This window comes from Rhodococcus sp. 5G237, from assembly GCF_053764735.1.
In genome coordinates this window covers 682,846-706,681 of sequence record NZ_JBSNCD010000001.1, presented here as the reverse complement: position 1 = coordinate 706,681, position 23,836 = coordinate 682,846, and the positions used below count along the sequence as shown (strand labels likewise).

21 protein-coding genes and 1 tRNA gene are annotated in these 23,836 nt (G+C 68.1%); 11 read left to right on the top strand and 11 right to left on the bottom strand.

What is annotated here, in order from left to right; all coding sequences use genetic code 11:
• Positions 1–118: 118 nt before the first annotated feature.
• Positions 119–1,960, bottom strand: a complete 1,842-nt coding sequence (locus ACWPOC_RS03265) for an NAD(P)/FAD-dependent oxidoreductase (RefSeq protein ID WP_120281109.1) — start codon at positions 1,958–1,960, stop codon at positions 119–121.
• Between the two features lie 146 nt (positions 1,961–2,106).
• Here ACWPOC_RS03265 and ACWPOC_RS03260 point away from each other — a divergent pair, with 146 nt between their 5' ends.
• The 5 genes from ACWPOC_RS03260 to ACWPOC_RS03240 all read left to right on the top strand — a co-directional run bounded on the left by ACWPOC_RS03260 (position 2,107) and on the right by ACWPOC_RS03240 (position 5,905).
• Positions 2,107–3,369, top strand: coding sequence for a GAF domain-containing protein (locus ACWPOC_RS03260; RefSeq protein ID WP_120281108.1), 1,263 nt, complete (start codon positions 2,107–2,109; stop codon positions 3,367–3,369).
• A gap of 56 nt (positions 3,370–3,425) precedes the next feature.
• Positions 3,426–4,070: a hypothetical protein gene (locus ACWPOC_RS03255; protein ID WP_183070628.1), complete on the top strand. Its 645-nt coding sequence runs from the start codon at positions 3,426–3,428 to the stop codon at positions 4,068–4,070.
• 99 nt (positions 4,071–4,169) lie between these two features.
• The gene (locus ACWPOC_RS03250; RefSeq protein WP_060652227.1) at positions 4,170–4,568 is read left to right on the top strand and encodes a flavodoxin domain-containing protein; all 399 of its coding nucleotides are present in this window, start codon (positions 4,170–4,172) and stop codon (positions 4,566–4,568) included.
• 31 nt (positions 4,569–4,599) lie between these two features.
• Positions 4,600–5,343, top strand: coding sequence for an MBL fold metallo-hydrolase (locus ACWPOC_RS03245; protein ID WP_271039086.1), 744 nt, complete (start codon positions 4,600–4,602; stop codon positions 5,341–5,343).
• A 61-nt stretch (positions 5,344–5,404) separates the two neighbouring features.
• Complete coding sequence (locus tag ACWPOC_RS03240) at positions 5,405–5,905, top strand: hypothetical protein (protein ID WP_455408001.1); 501 nt, start codon at positions 5,405–5,407, stop codon at positions 5,903–5,905.
• A gap of 48 nt (positions 5,906–5,953) precedes the next feature.
• On the opposite strand, the gene ACWPOC_RS03235 is transcribed toward ACWPOC_RS03240, so the two are convergent.
• Positions 5,954–6,041 (bottom strand) — tRNA-Ser (locus ACWPOC_RS03235).
• 51 nt (positions 6,042–6,092) lie between these two features.
• Positions 6,093–6,563, bottom strand: a complete 471-nt coding sequence (locus ACWPOC_RS03230; RefSeq protein ID WP_455408000.1) for a MarR family winged helix-turn-helix transcriptional regulator — start codon at positions 6,561–6,563, stop codon at positions 6,093–6,095.
• A gap of 119 nt (positions 6,564–6,682) precedes the next feature.
• On the opposite strand from ACWPOC_RS03230, the gene ACWPOC_RS03225 reads away from it, so the two are divergent.
• A complete protein-coding gene (locus tag ACWPOC_RS03225) occupies positions 6,683–7,669 on the top strand; it encodes an NAD(P)H-quinone oxidoreductase (protein ID WP_059382174.1) in 987 nt (328 codons plus the stop codon).
• Here ACWPOC_RS03225 and ACWPOC_RS03220 read toward each other — a convergent pair.
• The gene (locus ACWPOC_RS03220; RefSeq protein ID WP_455407999.1) at positions 7,666–8,865 is read right to left on the bottom strand and encodes a cysteine desulfurase-like protein; all 1,200 of its coding nucleotides are present in this window, start codon (positions 8,863–8,865) and stop codon (positions 7,666–7,668) included. The genes ACWPOC_RS03225 and ACWPOC_RS03220 overlap by 4 nt on opposite strands.
• 147 nt (positions 8,866–9,012) lie before the next feature.
• Here ACWPOC_RS03220 and ACWPOC_RS03215 point away from each other — a divergent pair, with 147 nt between their 5' ends.
• The 3 genes from ACWPOC_RS03215 to glfT1 all read left to right on the top strand — a co-directional run bounded on the left by ACWPOC_RS03215 (position 9,013) and on the right by glfT1 (position 11,409).
• Positions 9,013–9,597: a bacterial proteasome activator family protein gene (locus tag ACWPOC_RS03215; RefSeq protein ID WP_060652232.1), complete on the top strand. Its 585-nt coding sequence runs from the start codon at positions 9,013–9,015 to the stop codon at positions 9,595–9,597.
• A 77-nt stretch (positions 9,598–9,674) separates the two neighbouring features.
• Entirely contained in the window at positions 9,675–10,526 is an 852-nt protein-coding gene (wzt, locus tag ACWPOC_RS03210; RefSeq protein WP_120283862.1) for a galactan export ABC transporter ATP-binding subunit Wzt/RfbE, read from the top strand.
• A complete protein-coding gene (glfT1, locus tag ACWPOC_RS03205; protein WP_016692663.1) occupies positions 10,519–11,409 on the top strand; it encodes a galactofuranosyltransferase GlfT1 in 891 nt (296 codons plus the stop codon). The genes wzt and glfT1 overlap by 8 nt, the downstream gene beginning before the upstream one ends.
• A 12-nt stretch (positions 11,410–11,421) precedes the next feature.
• Here glfT1 and ACWPOC_RS03200 read toward each other — a convergent pair whose 3' ends face one another.
• Both ACWPOC_RS03200 and ACWPOC_RS03195 read right to left on the bottom strand, forming a co-directional pair.
• Entirely contained in the window at positions 11,422–11,910 is a 489-nt protein-coding gene (locus ACWPOC_RS03200; protein ID WP_059382170.1) for a hypothetical protein, read from the bottom strand.
• Complete coding sequence (locus ACWPOC_RS03195; protein WP_455407998.1) at positions 11,907–14,366, bottom strand: molybdopterin oxidoreductase family protein; 2,460 nt, start codon at positions 14,364–14,366, stop codon at positions 11,907–11,909. The genes ACWPOC_RS03200 and ACWPOC_RS03195 overlap by 4 nt, the downstream gene beginning before the upstream one ends.
• 143 nt (positions 14,367–14,509) lie before the next feature.
• On the opposite strand from ACWPOC_RS03195, the gene ACWPOC_RS03190 reads away from it, so the two are divergent.
• Positions 14,510–16,291 carry an AMP-dependent synthetase/ligase gene (locus ACWPOC_RS03190; protein WP_455407997.1) on the top strand — a complete coding sequence of 594 codons (1,782 nt, stop codon included), beginning with the start codon at positions 14,510–14,512 and terminating at the stop codon, positions 16,289–16,291.
• Positions 16,292–16,347: 56 nt separating this feature from the next.
• Here ACWPOC_RS03190 and ACWPOC_RS03185 read toward each other — a convergent pair whose 3' ends face one another.
• The 4 genes from ACWPOC_RS03185 to ACWPOC_RS03170 form a co-directional block, all read right to left on the bottom strand.
• Positions 16,348–18,840 (bottom strand): response regulator, encoded by a 2,493-nt coding sequence (locus ACWPOC_RS03185; protein WP_455407996.1) that lies wholly within the window; start codon positions 18,838–18,840, stop codon positions 16,348–16,350.
• A gap of 158 nt (positions 18,841–18,998) precedes the next feature.
• Positions 18,999–19,238: a hypothetical protein gene (locus ACWPOC_RS03180; protein ID WP_232622138.1), complete on the bottom strand. Its 240-nt coding sequence runs from the start codon at positions 19,236–19,238 to the stop codon at positions 18,999–19,001.
• A gap of 172 nt (positions 19,239–19,410) precedes the next feature.
• The gene (locus ACWPOC_RS03175; RefSeq protein ID WP_120281100.1) at positions 19,411–20,058 is read right to left on the bottom strand and encodes a trimeric intracellular cation channel family protein; all 648 of its coding nucleotides are present in this window, start codon (positions 20,056–20,058) and stop codon (positions 19,411–19,413) included.
• Between the two features lie 13 nt (positions 20,059–20,071).
• Positions 20,072–21,316, bottom strand: coding sequence for an amidohydrolase (locus ACWPOC_RS03170; RefSeq protein ID WP_455407995.1), 1,245 nt, complete (start codon positions 21,314–21,316; stop codon positions 20,072–20,074).
• Positions 21,317–21,504: 188 nt separating this feature from the next.
• Between ACWPOC_RS03170 and wzm the strand changes: the two genes are divergently transcribed.
• Positions 21,505–22,353, top strand: coding sequence for a galactan export ABC transporter permease subunit Wzm/RfbD (wzm, locus tag ACWPOC_RS03165; RefSeq protein ID WP_006553471.1), 849 nt, complete (start codon positions 21,505–21,507; stop codon positions 22,351–22,353).
• Here the strand turns inward: wzm and ACWPOC_RS03160 are convergent.
• Positions 22,341–23,825: a glycosyltransferase family 39 protein gene (locus tag ACWPOC_RS03160; RefSeq protein ID WP_455407994.1), complete on the bottom strand. Its 1,485-nt coding sequence runs from the start codon at positions 23,823–23,825 to the stop codon at positions 22,341–22,343. The genes wzm and ACWPOC_RS03160 overlap by 13 nt on opposite strands.
• Positions 23,826–23,836: the final 11 nt, after the last annotated feature.

Sequence of the window (23,836 nt, the reverse complement as noted above, 5' to 3'; positions counted from 1 at the left end):
GGTCAAGCGGACCTGCACGCGACCCTAATACTCACCCTCCGATTCGTGACGAATAGGAGGATGTACGGCCGCGTCGCCCCCGCCGGGGGCGGGAGCGACACGGTGGGAGCTGTCTCGGTCAGCGGAGGTGGTGCACCTCCTGCAGTCCGTAGACCGGGGTCGGGATGCCCTCGTAGCGCGCCTTGAGCTGCAGCGCCAGGTAGAGCGAGTAGTGCCGCGACTGGTGCAGGTTGCCGCCGTGGAACCACAGGCCGTCCTGCTGCGTGGGCTTCCACATGTTGCGCTGCTCACCCTCCCAGGGACCGGGGTCCTTGGTGGTGTCGGAGCCCAGGCCCCAGCACTTGCCCACCTTGTCGGCGACCTCCTGCGAGATCAGGTCGGCGACCCAGCCGTTCATCGAGCCGTAGCCGGTCGCGTAGACGACGAGATCGGCCTCGAGTTCGGTGCCGTCCTCGAGGATCACCGACGTCTCGGTGAGTTCGCGGACATTGCCGTGGGCGAGCTTGATGTCGCCGTTCGCGACGAGTTCCGAGGCACCGACGTCGATGTAGTAGCCGGATGCGCGACGCAGGTACTTCATGAACAGACCCGAACCGTCGTCACCCCAGTCGTGCTGGAAGCCCGCCTTCTCGAGCCGGTCGTAGAACTCGGCGTCGCGCTCGCGGATCTTCTCGTAGATCGGGATCTGGAACTCGTGCATGATCCGGTACGGCAGGGACGCGAAGGTCAGGTCGGCCTTCTGGGTCGTGACACCGGCGGCGAGGGCCCGCTCGGAGTACAGGTCGCCGAGGCCGAGGTCCATCAGCGAATCGGACCGGACGATGTGCGTCGACGAACGCTGCACCATCGTGACGTCGGCGCCGACCTCCCACAGGGCACCGCAAATGTCGTGCGCACTGTTGTTGGCACCGATCACGACCGCCTTCTTGCCGGCATAGGCGTCCGGGCCCGGGTGGGCGCTGGAGTGGTGCTGTTCGCCGCGGAACAGGTCCATCCCGGGGAAGTCGGGGATGTTCGGCTTACCCGACATGCCGGTCGCGATGACGAGCTGTTTCGGCCGGAGGACCACCGGTTCGCCGTCGCGCACGACATCGACGGTCCATTCGCCCGTCGCCTCGTCGTAGCTCGCCGAGGTGCACTCCGACTTCGACCAGTAGGGAACCTCCATCACCTTCGTGTACATCTCGAGCCAGTCCGCGATCTTGTCCTTGGGTGCGAAGACCGGCCAGTTGTCGGGGAAGGGCATGTACGGCAGGTGGTCGTACCAGACGGGATCGTGCAGACACAGCGACTTGTAGCGGCCGCGCCACTGGTCGCCGGGACGGTCGTACTTGTCGAGCACGATCGCGGGAACACCGAGCTGACGCATGCGCGCACCGAGCGCGATACCACCCTGACCACCACCGATGATCACGACGTAGGGCTGACGCGTGTAACCGAGTTCGCGTTCCTCGATCTCGCGCTGCTCCGACCACGTCACGCGGTGCTTGTCGGCGCCGTGCTTCGTGCCGCGGGGACGACGCGTGCCCTTGTTCTCCTCGTAACCCTTCAGCTCCTGCATCGTGGTCAGCAACGTGAAGGCGCGGTCTTCGCCGCTCTCCTCGTCGCGCTTCAGACGCAGGTGGCCGACGCCGCGACCGACCGCGGTCTCGAACGCGATCCAGGCGCTGAGCACGCCGTCGTCGTCGCTCGCTGGTTCGGTGGTGTGGAAGCCGCTCGGGTCGGTGTCGGCGAGTCGCGCGTGCAGCATGTCCGAGACACCTTCGCGTCCCTCGACGGTCTTGAGGTTCCAGGTGAAGGCGACCAGGTCGCGCCAGAAGGAATCGGTGCCGAACAGGCCCGCAGCGGCGTCGACGTCGCGCTGCGCGAGGGCGGTTTCGAAAGCCTGCAACCAGGCGTCGACGCGTTCGTCGGGCGTCGCGGTGCCGGAGGTCGTGGGCTTGTCGAGGGTGTCGGTCATGGTGAGTCCTTTCCGTGGTGATGTGATCCAGGACACTCCCCGTGGCCGGTCCCCCACAAGCGTTGCGTCACGTTGCACGGCGCCCGATTTGTGGCGCAGCACACATTTGCCACCTATGCTCCGAGGACGACGACGAAGAGGAGACCGTGACCACGTTCAGCGCGATCGCGCCCGGCACCGACCTGTCGCGCTACGCGCGCGAGTTGACGCGGATGCACGACGCGGTCATCGGCGGCGCCCGGTCACCCATGCGACCCCGTCCGCTCGTGTCCCGTTCGTGGCAGCGCGTACTCGACGCGGGCCTCGATCCCACCGGCACCAACGAACGCAGCCGGCTGCCCGTCGCGGAGGTCGAGCGACGTCGCCGCGCGTCCGCCCTCTCCGCGGTGATCGGCGATCTCGAACAGGTCATCACACCCGTCGCCGACGCCTCGCATCTGCTGCTGGTGGTGACCGACGCCGACGGCGTGATCCTCTGGCGCAGCGGTTCGGCACCGATCCGTTCGCGCGCCGACGCCCTCGGTTTCCAGGAGGGGACGGTGTGGACCGAGTCGACGGTCGGCACCAACGCCATCGGCACGGCGCTCGCGGAGGCCGCGCCCGTGCAGTTGTTCTCGGGTGAGCACTTCGAGACGACCCAGCATCCCTGGTACTGCACCGCCGCGCCGATCCACGATCCGATCCGCGGCGACCTGCTGGGCATCGTCGACGTCAGCGGTCCCGCGCTGACCCTGCACCCGGCCATCATCGCCCTCGTCGACACCGCCGTCCGGCTCGCCGAAGCGCAACTGTGGCGGCGGCACGAGGTGCGACTCGAACGGCTGCGCACCGAGGCCGCTCCGCTGCTGTCGTCGACGCGGGGACCGGTGCTGCTCGTCGACGAGGACGGCTGGGTCGCGCACGCCTCCGGTATCGCCGCCGAGCGGGTCGCGGTTCCGCGGCACGCACGCCCGCTGACCGTTCCCGGTATGGGACTGTGTGTGCCCGAGCGTCTTTCGCACGGCTGGTTGATCCGCGGCGCGGCCTCGTCGTCGCGCATGCGGATGGTGCTGCACGTGTCGTCGTCGCCCACGGTGGAGGTGTTCGGGGACGACGACTCGTGGCGCAGCATCGTCACCGCACGTCAGGCCGAGATCCTGCTGTTGCTGCACGAGCGCGGCCCGGAGGGCATGACGGTCGCAGCGCTCAGCCGGGCCCTCTACGGGGACGACGACCATGCCGTGTCGGTCCGCGCCGAGGTGTCGCGACTGCGACGCGCGATCGGGGACGTGATCGAGAGCAAGCCGTACCGGCTCGCCGCGACCGTCGACCTGTCGCTGGATCTCGGTGCGGACGAACGCCTCGCCGACTCCGAGTTCGTCCGCCGCTCCGGGGCGCCGGGGGTGCGGGCGCTCGGCGTCTCCCGCTGAGACGTCGATCGATCGGACGACTGTGCGGGGCGGCCGTGTGATCGAGCATGGTCGTCATGCGTCGTGGACTGCTCCGGACAGGTTTGCTCGCGCTCGGCTGCGCCGCGGGCGTCACCGCACTGACCGCCTGTGGTGGTGCGAGTCCTGCGGCCGACACACCGCCGTCGACGGTCACCTCGTACGTGACGGTCACCGAGACGGTTCCGGCCACCACCACCCCGCGGACCACATCGGTGCCCGCGACGACCACGCCGAGTACGCCCGCGTCCTCGACCACCTCGCCGGTCGCGGCCCCGCCGACCACCACCCCACCGACCACCACGTCCGCAGCGCCGGCCGTTCCCGTCGTCACGGCGGTGACCGTCCTGACCGAGCGTTCCGGACTCGGTCACCTCATCGGACCCGACATGTACGAGGCGACCTCGTGGGGGAAGGCGAGCGTGATCTTCCGGTGGCGGGCGCAGACCGCGGACGGTGAACTCTGGAAGGAGACCTGCCAGGTGGTCTCGACGGTGACCGGCCCGGGCGGGTACGTCCACAACGACCGGAGCGCCGCCTGCTCGGGGCGGATGCGCGCCAACGAACTCGTACTGGGGACCCCCGGTGTCTACACGGTCACGACCGAAGTCGTCGGACCCGAAGGACTTTCCACCGCCGTCGGCACGAAGACGTTCGAGGTCTTCCCCGACAGCACGCCGTAGACCGGATCGGCCTCCCGCAACGGCCGGGCACATGTTTCCGCCCCTCGGGGACCGGGAACGCACCAGTGAACCCGAGTCGCCGAACATGCTGGAGACACAATGACCGTTCTCGTCGTCACGGACAGTCCCGAAGGTCCGACCCAGAAGATCGCCCGGCTCGTCGCCGACGCGCTGGGAGAGCGGGACATCGACGTCACCGTCGGTGACACCTCCGACCTCGAGCGGTCGGAGGAGTTCGAGGGCGTCGTCTTCGGAGGCGAGGTCGACGCCGGCGAGTACTCGCCCGACACCGTCGAACTGTTGTCGTCGCGGGCCTCCGGGTTGAGTCAGCAGCTCGTGTGGTTGTTCGCGGTGGGCGACGAAAGCGCTGAGGACACACCGGATCTGGTCTCCGAACTCGCCGCGCTCGACTACCGGTCGTTCGGTCCGTCCGCAGGCGAGGACGAGGTGCGGTCGTGGGCCGCCTTCATCGCCGACGAGATCGACGGACACAGCTGAACCCGCACGTTCCCCCGAGCGAAGGGCCGCCATGCTCCACACGGATGTCGCACCGGGCGTGCATCGCCTCGCGCACGCCGACGTCAACGTCTACCTGATCGAGGACGACGCCGGAGTGACCGTCGTCGACACGGGACTGCCCGCCACCGCCGGTCGCATCGAGGAGGCGATCTCACACATCGGTCGCCGGATCGACGACGTGCAGGGAGTCGTCCTCACGCACGCCCACTTCGATCACGTCGGGTCCGCGAAGCGGCTGCGTGAACGGTGGCGGGTGCCGGTATGGGCGCATCGCGACGAGAAGTTCCTCGCCGCCCATCCCTATCGCTACCAGCACGAACGCAACCGACTGCTCTATCCCGTCCGGTATCCCGCCTGCATCCCCGTGCTCGCCCGGATGACCGTGGCCGGTGCGCTGTGGGTGCGCGGGGTCGACGACGTGACGCTCTTCCACGACTCCGAACCGCTCGACCTGCCGGGCCGGCCCGTCCCTCTGCACACCCCCGGCCACACCTACGGGCACTGCGCGCTGCATCTCCCCGACCGCGACACCGTGATCGTCGGCGACGCCATCGTCACCCTCGATCCGTACACGGGCAGGCACGGTCCGCAGATCGTCTCGGGTGCGGCGACCGCCGACAGCAGGACGGCCCTCGCCTCGCTGGCGGCCATCGCCGGCACCGGCGCGAAACACGTCCTCGTCGGCCACGGTGAACCCTGGCACGACGGTGCGGCCGCGGCCGTGGAACGAGCGGTGGCCGCCGGACCGAGCTGACAGATGTGATCGGTCCTCGGGAACCGGGGACATGCCCGCACGGCGCGGGCACACTGGCCGCATGAATGCTCTCGATGCCACTCTTCTGACCGGCGTCGCCGACCCGAAGCTCGAGGCCTTCTCACGGTTCGACGGAAGCTGGGATCTGCAGTGGAGCCACCCCGGGGACGAGGAGGCGCCCGCGTCGCTCCGCGGAGAACTGCACTTCGGCACCGTGCTCGGCGGGCGCGCGATCCAGGACGTGTGGATCGTCCCGGCCGGCGGTCCGCAGTCGACCGAGGACGAGCGTTATTCGTTCCACGGCACGACGATCCGGTTCTTCGACAACGGGATCGGCGCCTGGCGTTCCACCTGGATCGAGCCGATCCACGGGCGCGTCCGCAAGTTCGTCGGACGACCGTCCGGTGACGAGATGCACCTGATCAGCACCGACGGCGACCCGTTCCTCCGGTGGCGGTTCACGGAGGTGGGTGCGGATCATTTCGTCTGGCTCGGCGAGTACTCCGTCGACGAGGGGCGCACCTGGATCCTCGAGGAGAAGATGGTCGCCACCCGGCGGTAGAAACGAGAAGAGGTTCCGACTCCCTGTCGGGTGCCGGAACCTCTTCTGTGGCGGAAGCGGAGGGATTTGAACCCCCGTTGGTGTTACCCAAGCTCGCTTTCAAGGCGAGTGCATTCGGCCGCTCTGCCACGCTTCCGTGGCAGATCCTAACCGCTCGGCGCAAGCAGGGCCTAACCGATTCGCGACCTCAGCGGTCGGCCAGAGTCTGCTCGACGCGCGCGAAGACCCGCGCCAGCATGTCGAGTTCGTCGGCCGACAGCAGGTCGATGAGGTAGTTGCGCACGTCGTCGACGTGGGTGGGGGCGGCCTCCGCCAGACGTCGCCTGCCTTCGTCGGTGATGGTGGCGAGCACACCGCGACCATCGTCGGGGCACGAGCTGCGCACGACCATCTTCTCCTGCTCCATCCGCCGGATCTGATGGGTGAGCCGGCTGCGTGAGGAGAGCACGCCGTCGGCGAGATCGCTCATGCGCAGGGCGCCGTCGGGGGCTTCGGAGAGCATGACCAGGATCCGATATTCCGCCAGCGACAGGTCGTGTCGGTCGTTGAGGGACCGACTGAGGGCGCTCATGAGACGGTTGTTGCCGTCCATGTAGAGACGCCAGGCCTCCTGCTCCTTTGCGGTCAACCACTTGGGTTCGTCTCGTTCGCTGGTCACGCCGGGAGTGTAATGCCGACGGCCCGATCCGGTTACCGCGCGGTAGCTTCGAGCAGGTGAGCGCGCCACGAGCGGAGTGACCGTCCCCTCACTGCCCCGCACGCGATAGCGTCGAACACATGTATGCAATCGTCGCCACCGAACCCGGTGGTCCAGAAGTTCTCCGGTGGACCGAGCAGCCCGACCCGGACCTGCCTCCCGGGCACGTACTTCTCGATGTTGCGGCGACCGCGGTCAACCGCGCCGACCTGCTGCAACGGCGCGGCCTCTACCCGCCGCCCCCGGGGGCGAGCGACATCCTGGGCCTCGAATGCTCCGGAGTGATCTCCGAACTCGGCGAGGGTGTGACGGGCTGGAACATCGGCGACAAGGTCTGTGCCCTCCTCACCGGTGGCGGTTACGCCGAGAAGGTCGCGGTCCCCGCCTCCCAGCTGCTGCCCGTCCCGAAGGGCATGGACGTCGCGGTCGCCGCGTCGCTTCCCGAGATCGCGTGCACGGTGTGGTCGAACGTCGTGATGACCGCCGGCCTGAAGCGCGGCGACGTCCTGCTCGTCCACGGTGGCGGCGGAGGCATCGGCACGCATGCCATCCAGGTGGGCAAGGCGCTCGGCGCAAAGGTGGCGGTGACGGCCTCGGCCGGCAAGCTCGACCGCTGCCGCGAGCTCGGCGCCGACCTGGCGATCGACTACCGCGAACAGGACTTCGTCTCCGAGGTGCGCAATGCCTTCGGTGGTGCCGACGTGGTGCTCGACAACATGGGCGCGAAGTACCTGTCCCGGAACATCGACGTCCTCGCTCCGGACGGACGGCTCGTCGTCATCGGCATGCAGGGCGGCACGAAGGGTGAACTGCACCTCGGCAAGTTGCTCGCCAAGCGCGGTCACGTCATCGCGACCGGTCTGCGCGGCCGTCCGGACTCGGGGCCGTCGGGCAAGAGCGCGATCATCGACTCCGTGCGCGCCAATCTGTGGCCGCTCATCGAGGAGGCGAAGGTCCATCCCGTCGTGCACGCCGAGCTGCCGATCACCGAGGCCGCCCGGGCCCACGAACTGCTCGACAGCCCCGAAACCGTCGGGAAGGTCGTGCTGCGGATCGAGCGGAACTAGAGGTTGCGGAGCTCGCGGACGAGCTGATCGACCTCGAAGCTCGTGGTGTAGGGGGCGAGGCCGATGCTCACCGCTCCCCCTTCGTCGCTGACGCCGAGGGAGTCGAGGAGCCGGCTCGATCCGCGGGTGCTCGCCACCGTCGCGATGCGACGGTCGGCGAGATGCGCGGCGACCTTCTCGGCCGGAACGCCGTCGACGGTGAAGCTGAGGGTGGGGACGCGGCTCGACGCGCGGCCGAGCACGATCACGCCGGTGAGACTGTCGAGCTGCCGCATCAGGCGGTCGAACAGCACGTCCTGATAGTTCTGCATCGAGCTGATCGAGATGTCGAGACGCTCGCGACGCGAACCGGTGGCCTCGTCGTCCAGCGAGGCCATGAAGTCGATGGACGCGGGGATACCGGCGAGCAGACCGAACTGGTGACCGCCCACCTCGAGGCGTTCGGCGCCGCGCGCGTGCGGGTTCAGCGACATCGCCGGGACCCGTTCGAGATGCGAGGGGTCGGAGAAGACCAGCGCACCGATCTGCGGTCCGCCCCACGCGGCGATATCCACGGTGAGGACGTCGGCGCCGAGATCGTCGATGTCGACGTGGGCGTAGGGGGCGGCGCCGGCGGCGTCGACGACCATGAGCCCACCGACCTCGTGGACGAGATCCGCGACGACCCGCACGTCGGGCGCCGTGCCGACGATGGACGACGCCGCGGTGAGCGCGACGAGCCGGGTGGTGGGCGTGATGAGTTCCTCGTATTGCCAGGTGGGCAGCTCGCACGTCTCGATCTCGACCTCGGCCCAGCGCACCTGCGCCCCGTAGCGGCTCGCGACCCGCAACCAGGGAGCGATGTTCGCCTCGTCGTCGAGCCGTGAGAGGACCATGCCGGTGCCGAGCCCGAGGCGGGAACTGAGTGCTTCGGCGAGCCAGGCGAGCAACACCGCGCGGCTCGGCCCCAGGACGACCCCGTCCGGGTCGGCCCCCACGAGTTCCGCGATCGCGACGCGCGCCTCCTGGAGGATCGCGGCGCTGCGACGCGACGACAGGTGCCGTCCGGTCGCCGACGCGGCCGAGTTGCGGAAGGCGGTGGACACGGTGCGCGACACCACATCGGGGATCTGCATACCGGCCCGTGGATCGAGATGGATCCACCCGTCCCCGAGCGAGGGGATCAACCCCCGGATCCGGGCAACGTCGTAAGCCATGGCAGACACTCTAGGTCCCGATGTCAATCGGGATGCGCCGTGCCTGCATCCGGTGTTGCCCTCTCGGTAGGCTCGCTCGGGGTACCCGGCACTCCGGGACCTTCGGGCAACCGGGCACACCCGGGGTGGGAAAGGGAGAATGGAGCCATGACGCATCCGGACAACGACCAGGTTCTCGTGATCGGCCCCGACGGCCGGCCCATCCGTGTCTCCCGCGAGGAGGCGGCCCGAGTGGAGGCCGACGGCCGGCCGGAGGAGGAGAAGACCGAGAACGGCGGCGAATCCCTGGCCGACATGGTCGAGCAACCGGCGAAGGTCATGCGGATCGGCACCATGATCAAACAGCTTCTCGAAGAGGTGAAGGCCGCGCCGCTCGACGACGCCAGCCGCACCCGGCTCAAGGACATCCATCTGTCGTCCATCCGCGAACTCGGTCAGGGTCTCGCCCCCGATCTGCGGGAGGAACTCGAGCGGCTCGCGCTGCCCTTCGGTGAGGACGCGGTGCCCTCCGACGCCGAGCTGCGTATCGCGCAGGCCCAGCTCGTCGGCTGGCTCGAAGGCTTGTTCCACGGCATCCAGACGGCGCTGTTCGCTCAGCAGATGGCGGCTCGTGCCCAGCTCGAGCAGATGCGTCAGGGAGCGCTTCCTCCCGGCGTCGCGCAGGGCGGTCGCGGCCAGAACGATCAATCACTTCCCGGTCAGACCCACCCCGGAACCGGCCAGTACCTGTAGTCCCGCCGGGTACGCCCCGGGACTCGGGTATCGGCGCGACGGGTACGCTCGGGTCCCGTGTCAGCGTCTGGAGCAGCATCGTGAGTCGGGTCAGCATCGAAACGCGCGGCGCGTGCGTCGACTTTCCCATCTTCGACGCCAAGACCCGCTCCTTGAAGAAGGCCTTCCTGGGTAAGGCGGGCGGAGCGATCGGCCGCAACAACTCCGACGTCGTGGTCGTCGAGGCTCTGCGCGACATCACGATGTCGCTGAAGGAAGGCGACCGCGTCGGCCTCGTCGGCCACAACGGTGCCGGTAAGTCCACGCTGCTGCGTCTGCTCTCGGGGATCTACGAGCCCACGCGCGGCCACGCCCGGGTGAAGGGTCGCGTCGCGCCGGTGTTCGACCTCGGCGTCGGCATGGACCCGGAGATCTCCGGCTACGAGAACATCATCATCCGCGGCATGTTCCTCGGGATGAGCCGCAAGCAGATGCTGGCCAAGGTCGATGAGATCGCGGACTTCACCGAGCTCGGCGACTACCTCAACATGCCGCTGCGCACCTACTCGACCGGTATGCGGGTGCGCGTCGCGCTCGGCGTGGTCACCAGCATCGACCCCGAGATCCTGCTGCTCGACGAGGGCATCGGCGCGGTCGACGCGGAGTTCATGAAGAAGGCGCGGGTGCGTCTGCAGGATCTCGTCGCGCGCTCGGGCATCCTCGTGTTCGCCAGCCACTCGAACGAGTTCCTCGCCCAGCTGTGCGACCAGGCGATGTGGATCGACCACGGCCAGATCCGTGAGCAGGGCGACATCGAGCACGTGGTGCGCGCCTACGAGGGCGACGAGGCCGGCGATCACGTGCGCACGATCCTCCACGAGCTCGAGCGTGAGCGGATCGCGAAGTCCGCCCACGACACCGCGGCCTCGACGGGTTCGAACGGTGGCTGACGAACGGATCATCGGCGTCGTCGTCACGCACCGCCGTCGTGAGCTGCTGGCGGATTCGCTGAAAGTTCTTGCCTCGCAGTCCCGTCCGCTCGACCATCTCGTGGTGGTCGACAACGGCGACGAGGACGCGGTGCGCGAGCTCGTCGACGCGGTGGACCTGCCCACGAGCTATCTCGGTTCGAAGCACAATCTCGGTGGCGCGGGCGGCTTCGCCCTCGGCATCCTGTACGCGCTGTCGCTGGGAGCCGACCGGGTGTGGCTCGCCGACGACGACGGCCGCCCCGAGGGACCGGACGTACTCGCGACGCTGCTCGACTGCGCGCAGCGCAACGGCCTGGCCGAGGTGTCGCCGGTCGTGTGCGACATCGCGCAGCCCGATCGCCTCGCCTTCCCGCTGCGCCGCGGTGTGGTGTGGCGGCGGTGGCGGCACGAACTCGGCGACGAGGACCTGCTGCCCGGTATCGCCTCGCTGTTCAACGGCGCGCTCTTCACGGCCGCGGCGATCGACGCGGTGGGCGTGCCCGACCTGCGTCTGTTCGTCCGTGGCGACGAGGTCGAGGTGCACCGCCGTCTCGTCCGCTCGGGACTGCCGTTCGGTACCTGCTTGCAGACGGCCTACCTGCACCCGGATGGTGCCGACGAATTCAAGCCGATTCTCGGTGGCCGGATGCACACGCAGTATCCGGACAACGACACCAAGCGGTTCTTCACCTACCGCAACCGCGGCTACCTGCTGTCGCAGCCGGGACTGCGCCGGTTGCTGCCCCAGGAATGGGTGCGCTTCGGTTGGTACTTCCTGATCACGCGCCGCGACCCGGCCGGTCTGCGCGAGTGGATCCGGTTGCGCAGACTCGGGCGCGAGGAGAGGTTCGAACGGCCCTGACGGTGCCGCCGCTCAGTCGGTGACGACCGTCTGCGCTGCGATCTCCTTGAGTTTCGCGTTCGCCCAGCGCAGTTGACGCAAGGTCTGGGGATGGCAGCGTTCGGAGAGGGCGAGCAGTTCGCGATCGCTCAGGGCCTGCGCTGTCTGGGCGAGGATCTCCCAGTCGAGCGAGACACCTGCCGCCATGCGGTGCACGGTGCGCAGATCCCGCAACAACAGGACGCTCGGGGCGTGCCGGCGTCCGAGCATCTCGCTTCCCTTCCGCCGCACCTCCGCGAGCACCTCGTGGACGCCCTGGGGCTCGTCGTCGAGGTCGAGGTCGTAGTCGTGGCCGACGCGGGCGAGTTCGCGCACGTGCTGCTGCGACCAGCCGGCGATGTCACGGGCCACGTGGAAGATCTCGTGGTCGACCTTGTGCCGGTCCGCGGTGCGCAGCAGTTCGGTCGCCAGGTCGTTCTCCGATCGGTGCAGTTCGCGGATCGCCAGGGAGACCTTGTTCATCGCGGCCCTCCGTCGTCGAGCGTCTCGGTGATCTCGGCGTCCGGTCCACCCGAGGTGGCGGGCACGGCGCCGGAGACCGGCGCCGAGGCGGTGGTGGTCGGTGCCGCGGAAGGCCCGTCGTCGGCGACGGCGATCCGTTCGACGCGCGCGGCGCCCGACTTGAACAGGGGTTGCTTCGACGCCGGATCCCAGTCGGTGAAGGTCAGTTCGTTGGCCGCGCGCCCCTCGAGCGCCGGTTCGTGACCGGCCGGGGTGTCCCAGTATCCGTAGTGGAACGGCAGGAACAGCACCCCGGTCCGGATCCCGCTGATCCGCAGCCGAGCGGTGACGTGCCCGCGCGGGGTGTCGACCCGCAGCAGGTCGCCCTCCGACCAGCCGTGCCGCTCGGCATCGCCCGCCGACATCTCCACCCACACCTCCGGTGCCGCGCGTTGCAGTTGCGGGGCACGACCGGTCTTCGTGCGGGTGTGGAAGTGGTAGAGCGTGCGGCCGGTGGTGAGCAGATACGGATACTCGTCGGAGACCGTCTCGTGCGGGGGAAGATACTCACCCGCCTTGATGATCGCCTTGCCGAAGGGGTTCAGCGCCCGGTACTCGGTGGGTTCGACCGGCGCTCCGGTGACCATGTCGCGTCCGTAGTTCTCGCAGTAGTCCGGTGCGGCCCAGAACTTTCCGCCCTCGTAGAGACGTTCGGTCCCGTCGGGGGCGTCGGCGTTGCACGGCCACTGGATTCCGCTTCCGCCACGGAGTTTCTCGTAGGTGATGCCCGTGTAGTCGCAGGGCCGCCCGGCCGTGCACTCCTTCCACGCCTCGAAGGCCTCCTCGGGCGTGGACCACTTCACGAGCGGGTCGCCGTCCTTGTCCCGCAGGTCGAGCCGGCGCGCGTAGTCGACGAAGATGTCGAGATCGGGCCTGGCCTGCCCGGGTGGTTCGACGGCCTTCTCCGACAGGTGCACGGTGCGGTCGGTGTTGGTGAACGTCCCGGTCTTCTCACCCCAGGTCGCAGCGGGCAGGACGACGTCGGCGAGTTGCGCGGTCTCCGACAGGAAGATGTCCTGCACCACGAGGAAAAGCCTGTCCTGGGAGAGGATCTCGCGCACCCGGCGCAGCTCCGGCAGGGACACGGCCGGGTTCGTCCCGCTCACGTAGAGGAAGCGGATCGAGCCGTCCTCGACATACCGCATCATCTGCATGAGGTGGGTGGGCGCGGTGTAGTGCGGGATCCGCATCGGGTCGATGTTCCACACCCGTGCGAGGTCCTCGACGTGCGCCTCGTTGGCCCAGTTCCGGAAGGCCGGCAGGTCACCGTCGGCTCCGCATTCACGGGTGTTCTGCGCGGTGGGCTGCCCGTTCATCTGGAGGACTCCGCAACCGGGCCTGCCGAGCATGCCGCGCACGAGATGGATGTTGTTCACCTGAACGGCGGCCGCGGTGGCCTGATGGGACTGATAGAAGCCCTGCAGGACCGTCGAGAGCAGCCGCTCCGCCGTGCCGAGCAGTCGAGCGGCCTCCCGCAGATCCTCGATGGGGACGTCGCAGATCTCGGCGGCCTTCTCGAGGGAGTAGTCGGCAAGCCGGCTGCGCAGCTCGTCGAATCCGACGGTGTGGTCCTCGATGTACTTCTCGTCGATCCACCCGCGTCGCAGGATCTCGTGCAACAGCCCGTTCATGAGGACGACGTTGGTGCCCGGGCGCGGAGCGAGGTGCACCGTCGCGGCCCGCGCGACCGGCGTCCACCGCGGATCCACACAGATCACGGCCGGTGGATTCGGTCCGGCGAGCCGATCGAGGATCCGCGTCCATGTCACCGTCTGCGTCTCGGCCATGTTGTGTCCGTAGAGCGCGATGACGTCGGCATGGTCGATGTCGGTGTAGGAGCCGGGCTGGCCGTCGCACCCGAAGGACTGTTTGAGGGCGGCTGCCGCCGTCGCCGTGCACAGCCTCGTGTTGCCGTCCATGTGGTTGGTGCCGATGCCACCGTGCCCGATGAGCGCGAGGGTGTAGTACTCCTCCAGGAACAACTGCCCGGTGGTGTAGAAGCCGACCGAGCTGGGGCCGCGCTCGTCGAGCAGCTGCTTCGTGCGACCGGCGACGGCATCCATCGCGGTGTCCCAGTCGGTCTCGACGAGCTTGCCGTCGCGCCGGATCAACGGCGCGGTGAGCCGGTCCTCCGAGTGGTTCGCCTGCCAGCCGAACAGGTCCTTGGGGTCGACCCGGCCGTGGTTGACCCGGTCGACGGCGCGTCCGCGAACCCCCACCATGCGTCCGTCCTTGACGGCGATGTCGAGGCCGTCGCCGTTGGAATGCAGGATGGTCGCCGACTGCACCCACCTGTCGACATCGTCCTCGGTCAGTCCGTCGGCGAGATAGGTGTCGACGCGGGTGGGCCAGCGTTGCCCGGGTCCATAGGGTGTGCGCGAACCCCACGGATCCGCGATGCGATCCACGGTGGTCATGTCCCCGGCGGTACCCGGGGTGGGCAGGAACAAACACTTGCCTGCATCACCGCTCGATTCCGGCGCAACAATCCGGCAAATCCGACCACGGATGTACGCACTTCGTCCTACACTTTCGCCACACTCGACCTCGGGAGCCAGTGATGACCCCTCGTGCCACCTCACCGTCGACCCTCTGCGAAGCCTTCCAGACCACCGCCGCGGCGTACCCCGACAAGGTCGCGCTGCGCACCCCCGACGACTCCGTCTCCTACACCTGGCGTCAGTACGCGCAGCGCGTCGAACGCCTCGCCGCCGGGCTGGCCGGCCTCGGCGTGAGCCGCGGGAACACCGTCGGTCTCATGCTCACCAACCGGCCCGAATTCCACCTTCTCGACACCGCCGCGATCCACCTCGGCGCGGTGCCGTTCTCGATCTACAACTCGTTGACCGCCGAACAGATCTCGTACGTGCTCGGCAACGCCGGCAACCGCGTGATGATCGCCGAGGAACAGTTCGTCCCCGTTCTGCGGCAGGCGCTCGGCGACACGAAGGTCGAGCACCTGGTGTGCATCGACGGCAAACCGGAAGGCACCATCTCCCTCGACGACCTCGAGGCCGCCGCCGATCCGTCCTTCGACTTCGAGGCCTCGTGGAAGGCCGTGCAACCGCCCGACCTGCTGACCCTCATCTACACCTCCGGCACCACCGGGCCGCCGAAGGGTGTCGAACTCACCCACGCCAACCTGCTCGCCGAACTCGAGGCGACGAGCTCGTATCTGCCCACCGGCCCGGACGACCGGATCCTGTCGTATCTGCCCGACGCGCACATCGCCAACCGCTGGGGCTCGCACTACTCGAGCCTGTACAGCGGCATGCAGATCACCACGCTCGACGACCTCAAGCAGGCCATCACCGTGCTGCCGAGCCTGCGGCCGACGCTCTTCGGTGCCGTCCCCCAGGTCTGGTACAAGCTCAAGGCCGCGATCGACAAGACCCTCGCCGAGGAATCGAGCCCGATCAAGAAGAAACTCGCGTTGTGGGCGATCGACGTCGGACGCAAGCGTGCCCGGCTGCAGTCCGACGGCAAACCGGTCCCCCGCACCCTCGAGGTGCAGCACGCGGTGGCCGACAGGCTGGTGCTGTCCGCGATCCGCGGCAAGCTCGGCCTCGATCAGGTCCGGGCCGCTGTCACCGGTGCCGCCGCGATCTCGCCGGAGGTCCTCGAGTTCGTTCTCGCCCTGGGCATTCCGTGCTCCGAGGTGTGGGGCATGTCGGAGACCTCGTGCGTGGTCACGATGAACCGGCCGGGCGCCATCCGCATCGGCACCGTCGGGCAGGCCGTGCCGTGTGCGCAGCTCAGGATCGCCGAGGACGGCGAACTGCTCGTCTCGGGTCCGCTGTTGATGAAAGGCTACCGCAACGACCCCGAGAAGACTTCGGATGCAATCGATTCCGACGGCTGGTTGCACACCGGCGACATCGGTGAGATCGACGCGGACGGATACGTGCGGTTGATCGACCGGAAGAAGGAGATCATCGTCAACGCGGCGGGGAAGAACATGTCACCCGCCAATATCGAAGGCGCCCTGCGTGCCGCTTGCCCGATGCTCGGTGGCGCCGTCGCCATCGGCAACGACCGACCCTACAACGTCGCGCTGCTCGCGCTCGATCCCGATGCCCTGGCCGTTTTCGCCGAACAACACGGTCTCAGCGGCACCCACGAGGAGCTCTCCCGGCATCCGGTGGTCCTCGAGTCGATCGCGAAATCGGTCGAGGAGGCGAACAGCAAGTTGTCGCGGGTCGAGCAGATCAAGAAGTACACGGTGCTGCCGACGATCTGGGAACCCTCCGGCGACGAGCTGACCCCGACGATGAAGCTCAAGCGCAAGCCCATCGATGCGAAGTATGCCGAGGAGATCGACAAGCTGTACGCGGGGGCCTGATCCGTCACTGCGCTCACGGTCTGCAGTAGCAGCGGCGGAACCGAAGGCGCAGAGCACTACCCCGACGAATTGCTGAGCGAGGCGGTGTAGTCACCGACGATCTGCTCGGCGATCTCACGCACCTTGACGTTGCGGTGCTGGGAGAAGGCGACGAGTTTGTCGAACGCCGCGTCGGCGTCGCACTTGAACGTGGCCATCATCAGTCCGACGGCCTTGCTCAGTGTTGACCGGGTCTCCAGGGCCGTCTTCAACTGGTCGGACTCACGCTCCCGCGCGGCGAGCATCTGCTCACGCAGCCACGACAATTCGAGATTCACGCGCACACGGGCGATGAGCTCGTCGGGATGGAACGGTTTGGTGATGTAATCGTCGGCGCCGGTACGCAGACCGCCGATCGTGGCCTCCGCGCCGGCCCGTGCCGTCAGGAGGATGACCGGCAAACGGGAGGTCGCCGGGTCGCGGCGGATCTCCCCGAGCAGCTCCACCCCGTCCCGACCGGGGAGCATGATGTCGCTGAGGACGAGATGCGGCGGTCGCGATCGGATCCGCTCGAGGGCGGCATCTCTGTCCCCCACCGCATCCACGTGCCAGCTCTGGCGACGCAACAACTGCGTCAGATAGTCACGCATGTCCGCGTTGTCCTCGATCACGAGGATCCGTGGCAACGATTCCACATCCTCTCCCTGCGTGGACGATTCGTCCTCGTCGAAAGCGACCCTGTCCCACTGTTGCGCTTCGCCGATGTACATGGCGCTCAGATCCCCCGGGACGGTTCCCGCCGGCGACTCCGAGGTCGGGTCGAGGACGCGGGGAACGGACACGGTGAAGGTGCTGCCGTGCCCGAGCTCACTGGACACGGTCACACTTCCGCCGAGCGTGTGGACCCAGTCCGAGACGAGGGACAGACCCAGCCCGATGCCTTCCTGACTGCGTCCCCCGACGCTCTCGACGCGATGGAACCGTTCGAAGATGCGACCGAGCTCCGATTCCGGAATGCCGAGACCGGTGTCGGCGACCTTCAGGACCAGCAGATCGTCCTCGACGTCCAGATCCACATCGATCGATCCCGAGGGGGTGTACTTGATCGCGTTCGAGAGCAGGTTCAGCACGATATGGGCCCACGTCTGGGGATCGAGCCGGGTCTGCTCGGCCGCCGCGTCGGCGATCCGGCTGCGCAGGTCCAGGCCCGCACGTTGAGCCGCGTCGGTGAACAGGTCCACACATTCGGCCGTGAGCGCCGCCGGATCGGTCGGCCTCAGGGGCTTTCGCGACGGGTCGGTCTCGGCACGCGTCGCTTCGAGCAACGCGTCGACGAGTCGCCGCAACCGGATCGCGGCGCGCTGAGAGACCTCCAGCGACTGTCGCTGCGCGTCCGTCAGCGTCGTGGCCTCGTCGAGCATGCTCTGCAACGGGCCGAGGAGCAGTGTGAGCGGTGTGCGGAACTCGTGGCTGATCGATTCGAGGAACCGGGTCTTGGCAGCGTCGAGCGCCGCGAACGCATCGGCCCGGCGACGCTCGGCATCCATCGCCGACGCATCACGCAGCAGTCCCGAGATCTTGGTGGCGACGAGTTCGACGAAGGTGGAGTACGCGGCGTCGAACACCCGGTACGGACTCAGTCCGACGGCGAGGACACCGAGCGGGAAGTCGTGTCCCGACGCCGTCAACGGCACGAGGAGGATGGTGCCGATCGGATGGTCTCCGAGGGTTCGCTGCGGGTCGAGCAGATCCGGGGAACGCTCGGCGACGCCGGAGACGACGAAGGGTTCGGAGGCCCTCGCGGCCTTCGACAGTAGCTGGTCCTCATCCGGTCCGAGCAGGGAACCAGAGAAGCCGGGCTTCGTCCCGATTGCGGCGAGCTGCTTCCAGTTCGGTTGCGGATCATCGGGATCCACCACCCGACTGTCGAGGAACAGTGCAGCCAGCGGAATGTCCTGATGACTGGGCGCGAGCGCGTCCAACGCGTTCCGGCACGTCTCGATCACCGACATTCCCGAATCGGTGATCGCCACCGTGCCGAGACGGCTCAGGGCCTCCAGACGACGCTCACCGAGCACCCGCGAGGTGACATCGGTGGTCGCGACGAACACCCCTGCCACCTCGCCGGACTCGTCTCGGATCGGGCTGTAGGAGAAGGTCCAGTAGGTCTCCTCCTCGTAGCCGTGGCGCTGCATGAACAGCAGTTCCTCTTCGGCGAAGGTCGCCGTACCCGCCATCGCCCGTTCGACGCGGGCTCCGACCTCGTCCCACACCTCGTGCCAGCACTCGGGTGCCGGCTGGGCGACCGCCGCGGGGTACTTGTCACCGAGGACGGGGATGATCGCGTCGTTGAAGAGTTGCACCAGCTGCGGTCCCCACCACAGGAGCATCGGCACCTCGGACGGCAGCACCGTCCGCACCGCCATGCGCAGCTCCGCGGGCCACGACTCCACCGGCCCCAGGGGCGTAGCCGACCAATCGGTCTTCCGAAAGCGTCCCTGGCTTTCTCCCGGCCCCGCGAACAGGCGCTCCGCCGACCACGCCTCTCCCGACTCGGCTGTCGCCCTCATGCCCCGTCACTCCCATCTCCGGTACTTCCCGCCGCCATTCTCCCCTCATATCGCGCAGTGCGACGCCACAAAGAGGACATACAACCTCCTTTCCTCAGGTGGGCGGTGGTGGCGGTTCGTCGGGGAGGGAGAGAACGGCGTGGTCGGCAGCCGACCGGCTATTTCGGGCACGTCCCGGCGTAGCGATCCAGAGCGAGGCCGCCGTTTCGCTTCTTGCTGCGTCCGGTCGGTCCGCTCTTCGGCGAGCGCACCCAGGTGCCGGACGAGTCGAGTCCGGGCATGCGTTCGCTTCCGAACCTGCTGTACCGGGTCTCACCGTCGACGGTCAGCACACCGTCCTGCACGTCGATGTGCGCGACGGTCGCCCAGTACGAGTTCTTCCCGTTGCCGACGTACACGAGGATCTCGTCGGCGTGGTGGGCGCAGATACAGCCGGCGGCGGAACTGTACGAGTGGCCGGGCGACTCGGGCCAGATGGTTGCGGACGGCGACGGAGACTGACGTACGGCCGATCGAGTCCGGCGTTGTTTGCGAGAACGCATCGAAAATCGACAACAACACCGGTTTCGGTCAGGCCGGTTTCGGTGGGTCGGGGTCGTCGAACCCCCGCGGACGCGGCGCGTCGAGATCGTAACGGACCCCGACCATTCGGATGACGAAGCACAACGCCGCAGCCCCGAGCGCTGCGGGCAGCGTGGGCACCTCGAGACTCTCGCAGACGACGAGGACGGTCGCGGCCACCAACGCAGGAATGGCATACAGCTCGCTGTTCAACACGACCGGAACCCGCCGGATCAACACGTCGCGCACCGTGCCGCCCCCGACCCCGGTGATCGTGCCCAGGATGATCGCCTGCACCGGGCCCAACCCGAAATCGAGGGCCTTACCCGCACCGGTGACGGCGAACAGACTCAAGCCTGCGGCGTCGAACACGGTGATCGGCTTGGACAATCGCTCCAGCTTACGGCCGAAGAGAGCGAGAAGGCTTCCGGCAGCGGCCACCGCGAGATAGCGCCAGTCGCTGAACGTCGCGGGCGGAAGGTCGTCGATCAGGATGTCGCGGATGATCCCGCCGCCGAGCGCGGTCACCATTCCGAGCGTCACCACGCCGACGATGTCGATCCTCGCGACCCGCACGGCGGTGAAGGCGCCGTTGACAGCGAAGGCGAAGGTGCCGAGCAGATCGAGTACGAGCAGCAACGTGCTCTGGGTAGTCACGCGTCTCCGTCCGTCATGCAGTCCCCAGGAACGCCCGCGCAGCGACGGTCAGAGCAGCCGTCCCGGCGTCGAGGGTGGGCTGCAGCAGCGGAGCGAACTTCGACGAGTGGTTGACCGGCACGTCGTCGGCGATGCGCCCCTCGACTTCGGCCTGACGGTAGAGCTCGGGATCGGTGCCACCTATCCCCCAGTACGTGTACGGAATGCCGAGCGCGCGGGGAATGACGCTGAAGTCCTCACTGGCCGTCTGCAACGGAAGTTCACCCGCGTCGTCCCCGAAGTGTTCGGCGAACGCCGCCGCGACCCGCTCGGTGACCACGGGGCCGTTGTCCGTCATGGGGTACTGGTCGAACAGTTCGAACTCGGGTGGTCGCGGCGAACGGGAGGCGTCGCACTCGGCGACGACGATCCGCTTCACAGCGGTGAGGATCGCATGACGGGTGTCCTCGTCGTAGGTGCGGAGGTTGAGCAGGATCGTCGCCTTGTCCGGAATGACGTTGCTCTTCGTCCCGGCCTGAATACTGCCGACGGTCAGTACCGCAGGCTCACCGGGCCGGGTCTCCCGCGCGATGATCGTCTGCAACCGGACGACGATCATCGCGGCGAGGACCACCGGGTCGACGGAGGCCTGCGGCATCGACCCGTGCGCACCCCGGCCGTGAACGGTGATGCGCATGCTGTCGGCGGCCGAGAGGGTCGGCCCGCTGCGCGTGCCCACGAGCCCGGCCGGGAAGGCCAGGACGTGCTGGCACAATGCCACGTCGACCTTCCCGACGATCCCGGCGAGCCCGTCGTCGACCATGCGCCGGGCGCCGTCGGCGACCTCCTCCCCCGGCTGGAACACCGCGACCAGCCGCCCACACCACTCGCCGGCGCGGGACAACAGTTCGACCGCCCCGACCAGACATGCGACGTGCATGTCGTGCCCGCAGGCGTGCATGACAGGCGTCGCGTTGCCGTCCGTGCCGGTCGCGGTCACGGAACTGGCGTAGGCCAGACCGGTCTCCTCCCGAACCGGCAGGGCATCCATGTCGGCGCGCAGCAGCACTCCGGGCCCATCACCTCGCTGTAGGACCCCGACGACTCCCGTGCCACCCACACCGGTGTGCACCTCGCACCCGGCGGCCCGTAACCGCGCGGCGACCTCGGCGGCAGTGCGCGACTCCTGGTGCGACAACTCCGGGTGGGCGTGCAGGTCGCGGTAGAAGTTCTCCTGGTCCGCGCGGATCTCGTCCAAGCCCTGCAGAGCAAGCGTCATGACGTCTCCTCGGTGGTCGGATCGGTGGTACCACGGTCCGGATACCGCACCGGACCGCAATCGACACGGGCGTGCGGTTCTCGTCGAGAAAATCGTGCAAGATCGACAGGACCTGCGCATCCGTCGGGACTCCCGATCACCCCGCGCCCCGGCAGGCCGCATTTGCGCCGCGGGTAGGCTCGGGACCCGTGTCTGATGCCCTCACCGTCGACGACGAACCCATCGAGTCGTCCTCACGCTCGTTCCGGCGCGCGTTCCAGGATCTGCGCGAAGGCTTCAACCACCGCGAACTGTGGTTGCTGCTCGGCTGGCAGGACATCAAGCAGCGCTACCGCCGGTCGGTGCTCGGTCCGTTCTGGATCACGATCGCCACGGGTGTCTCGGCGATCGCGATGGGTGTGCTCTACGGCACGCTGTTCAACCTCGACGTCCCGGAGTTCCTGCCGTACGTCGCGCTAGGCTTCATCATCTGGAACCTGATCCAGGGGTCGATCCTCGAGGGCGCGGACGTGTTCATGTCCAACGAGGGCCTGATCAAGCAGTTGCCGACGCCGTTGAGTGTGCACGTCTACCGGCTGGTGTGGCGGCAGATGATCCTGTTCGCGCACAACATCGTCATCTACATCGGTATCTTCATCTTCTTCCCACGTCAGCTGTACTGGACGGCCTTCCTCGCCATCCCGGCGCTGGCTTTGATCGCGATCAACGCGGTGTGGGTGTCGCTGGTGTTCGGCATCCTCGCCACGCGCTACCGCGACATCGCGCCGCTGCTCGGCAGCATCGTCCAGCTGCTGTTCTTCATGACGCCGATCATCTGGACGGAGAAGACGCTCGAGGGCACCGGGAACGAGGGTCGGGCGCGGATCGCGGAGATCAACCCGCTCTACCACTTCCTCGACATCGTGCGGACCCCGCTGCTCGGCGGCGACCAGCAGCTCTACCACTGGGTCATCGTCCTGATCATCACCGTCGTCGGCTGGGGTATCGCCCTGCTCGCGCTGCGCAACTACCGCTCGCGCGTCGCCTACTGGGTCTGAGTCGGTTCGAGCCGGACGAGCTGTGAACGGTGGATCGGCTCCCTGTCGGTGATCCGGAAACCGACGGCCTCGAGCTCCCGGTAGGTGTCCGTCTCGGTGAACCGGTGGGGTTCGAACCGCCACCACACGTTGTTCGGGTGCCACACCCGGAAGCCGGTCTCGCGCTCGCCGTCGGCGACCACCCACAGCACCTCGCATCGGGCCGCCGCGCGTCGGGCGAGTTCCGGTGGCGGGGCGTCGGTCGACCACAGGTTCACGCGGTCGACGGCGTCGTACCCGAGTCCCACGTCGTCGAGCCCTTCCACCGCGTCGGGACGGGCGTCGACGACGGCGCGCAGTGACGTCGGTGCCCACGAGACGCGCGGTTCGAAGGCCACACAGTCGCCGGGTTCGGAGCGTTCGACGAGCCGGTCGGCGATCACGCTGTAGTCCATCCCACCGGGCTTGCCGAACGACTGTCGCTGCTGGACGTAGGCCGGCGCGACACTGACGGCGACCGCGGTCAGCACGATCAGCATCGACCACCAGCGGGTCGCGACACGGGCGGCGGCCCAGCCCACCGAGAGCACCATCGCGGGAACCGTGAACGACAGATAGCGCTCGAGGTACACGTTGTCCTCGAGCAGCGAGTAGCCGAGCAGCAGCACCATCGGCACGGCGAAGCCCGGTACCGCGAGCCAGAGCAGGGTGCGCTCCCCCGGCTCCACACCACGACGGACCGCGACGATCACCCCGGCGACGGTGATCGCGGCGAACAACGCAGCCGTCCACTGGGCCTGCGGGAACCACTGGTCGAGGGCGATCGTGCGGACGATCATCGAGTCGAGCGGGGGAATCCACGCGACCTGCTCGGCCTGCGAGTAGGCGAGCAGGACGAACGGCGTCGACAAGGCCGCGCCAACCCCTGCGGACAACAGGAACGCACCGCGCCCACGACCCCGGACCAGCAGGGTGACGGCATGCGCGACGACGACCGTCGCGGAGTACACGAACATCACCGTCGCGACCGGCAGGACGACGGCGTACAGGGCCCACCAGCGTCGACGGCCGGTCGCGCAGCCGAGCGCGACCAGCAGCGACAACACCGCGACCAGCGCCGCAGCGAAGGCATAGGACCGCGCTTCGGTGGCCGCCCAGGTCACCCGCGGCGACAGCGCGAACAGCACCCCGGCGGCGATCCCCACGCGACGACCCGCCAGCACCTGGCCGGTCGCGGTGACGGCTGCGGCACCCGCCCCGAGCGCGAGCACACCGGGCAGACGGGCTGTGAACTCGTCGACGCCCACCAGCGAGAACCAGTAGTGCAGCAGGAGATTGTGCAGGCCGTGGACGGCGTCGATCCGGGTGTGGACTCGGAGCATCCCCTCGACGGACCGGTCGGCGCTCGAAATGGTCGCGGCCTCGTCCCACCACAGCGAGGGCACCCACGAGAACGCCCCTGCGACGAGCACGGTCGCAACCCCGATGAGCACGGGAAACGACC

Coding starts and splice junctions, on each gene's coding strand:
- ACWPOC_RS03255 (WP_183070628.1), top strand. CDS start 3,426: ATGCGTCGTGGACTGCTCCGGACAGGTTTGCTCGCGCTCGGCTGCGCC.
- ACWPOC_RS03195 (WP_455407998.1), bottom strand. CDS start 14,366: ATGACCACCGTGGATCGCATCGCGGATCCGTGGGGTTCGCGCACACCC.
- ACWPOC_RS03215 (WP_060652232.1), top strand. CDS start 9,013: ATGACGCATCCGGACAACGACCAGGTTCTCGTGATCGGCCCCGACGGC.
- ACWPOC_RS03200 (WP_059382170.1), bottom strand. CDS start 11,910: ATGAACAAGGTCTCCCTGGCGATCCGCGAACTGCACCGATCGGAGAAC.
- ACWPOC_RS03245 (WP_271039086.1), top strand. CDS start 4,600: ATGCTCCACACGGATGTCGCACCGGGCGTGCATCGCCTCGCGCACGCC.
- ACWPOC_RS03190 (WP_455407997.1), top strand. CDS start 14,510: ATGACCCCTCGTGCCACCTCACCGTCGACCCTCTGCGAAGCCTTCCAG.
- ACWPOC_RS03185 (WP_455407996.1), bottom strand. CDS start 18,840: ATGAGGGCGACAGCCGAGTCGGGAGAGGCGTGGTCGGCGGAGCGCCTG.
- ACWPOC_RS03170 (WP_455407995.1), bottom strand. CDS start 21,316: ATGACGCTTGCTCTGCAGGGCTTGGACGAGATCCGCGCGGACCAGGAG.
- ACWPOC_RS03220 (WP_455407999.1), bottom strand. CDS start 8,865: ATGGCTTACGACGTTGCCCGGATCCGGGGGTTGATCCCCTCGCTCGGG.
- ACWPOC_RS03240 (WP_455408001.1), top strand. CDS start 5,405: ATGAATGCTCTCGATGCCACTCTTCTGACCGGCGTCGCCGACCCGAAG.
- ACWPOC_RS03225 (WP_059382174.1), top strand. CDS start 6,683: ATGTATGCAATCGTCGCCACCGAACCCGGTGGTCCAGAAGTTCTCCGG.
- ACWPOC_RS03265 (WP_120281109.1), bottom strand. CDS start 1,960: ATGACCGACACCCTCGACAAGCCCACGACCTCCGGCACCGCGACGCCC.
- ACWPOC_RS03250 (WP_060652227.1), top strand. CDS start 4,170: ATGACCGTTCTCGTCGTCACGGACAGTCCCGAAGGTCCGACCCAGAAG.